2 protein-coding genes and 1 pseudogene are annotated in these 3,572 nt (G+C 73.5%); 2 read left to right on the plus strand and 1 reads right to left on the minus strand.

Annotated elements, in window-relative coordinates:
- Positions 1 to 236: pseudogene (locus CLV70_RS38660) on the minus strand (serine/threonine protein kinase); the annotation flags it as partial.
- 154 nt (positions 237 to 390) lie between these two features.
- Here CLV70_RS38660 and CLV70_RS38665 point away from each other — a divergent pair.
- Together CLV70_RS38665 and CLV70_RS38670 are read left to right on the plus strand one after the other, a co-directional pair.
- Positions 391 to 1,269 (plus strand): MarP family serine protease, encoded by an 879-nt coding sequence (locus tag CLV70_RS38665; protein ID WP_158277948.1) that lies wholly within the window; start codon positions 391 to 393, stop codon positions 1,267 to 1,269.
- 85 nt (positions 1,270 to 1,354) lie between these two features.
- Positions 1,355 to 3,436, plus strand: coding sequence for a M14 family zinc carboxypeptidase (locus CLV70_RS38670; RefSeq protein ID WP_106131575.1), 2,082 nt, complete (start codon positions 1,355 to 1,357; stop codon positions 3,434 to 3,436).
- Positions 3,437 to 3,572 lie beyond the last annotated feature (136 nt).

Genomic DNA, 3,572 nt, shown 5'->3' on the forward strand with positions numbered 1-3,572 from the left:
CAGAACGACGGCACCAACCGCGCCCGATCCACCTCACCCCGGAAACGCGCCCGGAACTCCGGATCATGCGCCAACGACGCATGAATCAGCTTGATTGCCACATACGTGCCGTCCGGATCCTCGGCCAGGTACACGACGGCCATGCCGCCCGAACCGAGCCGGCCGGTCAGCACGTAGTCGCCGAGCCGCTCGGGATCGTCCGTACGTAGTGGACTCACGCGATAAGCGGTGTCCACGATTCAACCCCCCACAGAGCCGCCACGGTGCGGACGCGAAATGGTATATCAGTCTTCGGCCCGAAACGCGAAGACGTGCATGGATCCGCATGCGGCGGCCGAGACGAGGAACACAGCCGGGGCGCACTGGCCCGGGCTGGGTACGCTCCGCGGGGTGCGCCCCCTCGACGCCTCGATCCTGCTCGCCCTCGCGGTCGCCGCGGCGGCGGGCCTGGGCCTGTTCCCCGGCCGCCGGGCCGCCGAGGGCGCCGGGCACCGGCTCGAGGGATTCCGGGGCGTGGTGGCCGTGCTCGCCGCCGTCGTCCTGGTGGCCGCGTGGATGCTCGGCACCGACCGGGTGCCGGGCTCGCTGGACGACCTCGTCCGGACGTCGTCCACCGGGGGCCCCGCGCCCGACCCGCAGCTTGCCGGGGCGCCGGCGGTCGCGGGCGCGCGGCCGTCCGTCGTCAAGGTCCGCGCCGCGCCGGGGGAGCCGCGCCGCTGCACCCGGGGCGCGGTCGGCTCGGGCTTCGTCTACGCCCCCGAACACGTCCTCACCAACGCCCACGTGGTCGCCGGCGCGGGCGACGTCCGGGTCGAGAGCGGCGGCCGGCCGCACGACGCCACCGTGGTCGTGTACGACCCGCAGGGCGACCTCGCGGTCCTCTACGTCCCCGGCCTCACCGCCCCGGCCCTGCCGTTCGCGCGCGAGCCGGTCCGCAGCGGCGCCGACGCGGTCGTGCTCGGCTTCCCCCTCGACGGGCCGTACCAGGCGCAGCCGGCCCGGATCCGGGAGCTGAGCCGCATCGACGGCCGCGACATCTACGGCGACGGCGAGGTGAATCGGCAGACGTACACGATCCGGGGGCTGGTGCGCAACGGAAACTCCGGCGGGCCGCTGGTCACGCCCGGCGGCCGGGTGCTCGGCGTGGTCTTCGGCGTCTCCGGCGGCCACCCCGACCTCGGGTACGCCCTCAGCGCCGCCGAGGTCGCGGACACCGCGGCGGCGGGCGCCCGGCGCACCGGCAGAGTGGGCACCGGTGACTGCCGTTGAGGCCGTCACGCCCCCGCCTTCGTTGACATCGGTGGATCGCTGGGATGGGGTGTGACTGACGTCCTTCGATGGCGCAGGAGGTTCGATGTCATCCCGCATCCGCTGGGCGGCGCTCGCCGCCGTGCTCGCCGCGACCAACCTGGTCGCCCTGCCCGCGGCGCACGCCGCCCCCGTCGCGAGCCCGGCCGCCGTGCCGGTGCCGCTCGGCGCGGGGGAGCGGGCGCTGGTCCGGTTCCGCCTCCCGGACGAGGCCGCCCTGCGGAAGCTGATCGCCTCGGGTGCCGACGTCGCCGCGCGGCCACGGACGGTGCCGGGCGCGGTGCTCGCCGACGTCGTGGTCGACGGCGCCGAACTCACCGCGCTCGGCGGCGCCGGAGCGGTGCCCGTCCAGGTGATCCAGCGCGGGTCCGACGCGCGGCGGGCGGCGGCGCAGGGTCGCAGCAGCGCCGCCGAGCAGGCCGCGGACACCCTCCAGGTGCAGCAGGCGTACTGGTGGGCGACGGGCGGGCAGACCTTCCTGCAGACGCAGGTCGCGACCACGGCCACCAACGACCCGGACGTCGAGATCACGGTCACCTGGAAGGCCGCCGACGGCTCCACCGGGTCGTACCCGCTGCTGCGCTTCGAGGACTCCGGCGAGTACCAGTACCACTACGCGCTGCCGCAGCCGGTGCCCGCCAAGCCCGTGCAGATCATCGCCCGGTCCAGCCTCGGCGGCACGTCCCGGGCGGTCACGCCGGCGTCGTGGCCGGGCGCGACCCCACCCCCGCTGCCCAGCGGATATCAGAAGGACTTCGTCGACGCGTACCTGACGCCGACCGACATCAGCGCGCGGATCAAGCGGCTCGCCCGGCAGTACCGCGGGCTCGTGGACGTCCTCGACCTGCCGCACCGGACCCAGGGCTACCGGCGTACGGCCGTGGCGTACCTCGGCGACCCGGCGGCGGCCGCGGTGGTGGTGGAGTCGGTGCGCTTCGGCGACCAGGGTATGAACGGCGTGCAGGTGCGTACGGTCGATCCCGGGGCGCCGGATCAGCCGCTCTCCGCCGCGTACCGTGACCGGGTTCTGACGGTCCGGCTCGGCACCGATGCCGGCGGCAAGGTGACCAGCACGACCGGCGACGTCGCCGCGATCATCGCGGACCGCTTCCCGCAGCGGTTCCGGGCCTTCGCCGAGGACGGCTCGGCGGGTCTGCCCATGCCGGTCGCCGGTCCGGTACGCCTCGACGACGGCCTCAAGGGCACCGAGGTGCCGCGCAAGCCCTGGACGGTGCAGGCACTGCGGATCGGCAAGGTGCGGGACGGCTCCCGGATCGGCGTGCTCGCCTACTCGCAGGAGCACGCCCGGGAGTGGGCGACGCCGATGGTGACGCTGGAGTTCGCGGAACGGCTGCTCGCCAACTACGCGACCGACGCCGCGACCCGCGAGCTGCTCGACTCGGTCGACGTGTTCGTCGTGCCGACGGTCAACCCGGACGGCGCCAACTACTCCTTCAACGACTTCAACTTCCAGCGCAAAAACCTGGTCAACCACTGTACGGGCACCAGCCGCGACCCGCGCTACCGCGACAGCTGGGGTGTCGACGTCAACCGCAACTACGCGGTCGGCTCGTACTTCGACGGCTACGTGGGCGGCAGCGCCAACTGCCTGTCCGGCGTCTACTCCGGCACCGGCGAACTGTCCGAGGCGGAGAGCGGCAACGTCGTGGACCTGGCCAAGGCGCACCCGAACATCGCCTTCGCCATGAACGTGCACAGCTACGGCGGGTACTTCATGTGGCCGCCCGGGGCGTACAAGGCCGACGGAAGGGTCACGCTGCCCCGGCCCTCGATCGACGAGGCGGCGTTCTTCCAGGACAGCGCCCGGCGCATCGTCGGTGCCATCGCCACGGAGCGGGGCACGGTCACCTGGCCGTCGTACACCGGCCCGGTCGCCGACGTGCTCTACTCGGCCGCCGGCAACTCCGCCGACCAGCTCTACTACGAGCTCGGCATCAACGCCTGGGACTTCGAGGTCGGCAACGACCGCTGGAACGCCGCGACGCAGCAGTGGGAGGGCGTCGGCTTCCAGCCACCGTTCGACGAGGCGCACGCGGAGGCCCAGGAGTACGCCGGCGGCCTGCTGGAGCTGGTCCGCATCGCCCACGAGCGGCAGGCCCGCGAATAGCCGGAAGCCGGCGCCCTTCGGGGCGCCGGCTTCGGTGGTGTGGTGGGTTCAGATGAGGATGCGGTGCTTCTGGACGAAGGGGATGCGGGTCCAGAGGCGGCCGAGGCCCCAGGTGTGGCCGGCGTAGGAGGCGGCG

This window comes from Pseudosporangium ferrugineum (assembly GCF_003002065.1).
GTDB lineage: Bacteria > Actinomycetota > Actinomycetes > Mycobacteriales > Micromonosporaceae > Actinoplanes > Actinoplanes ferrugineus_A.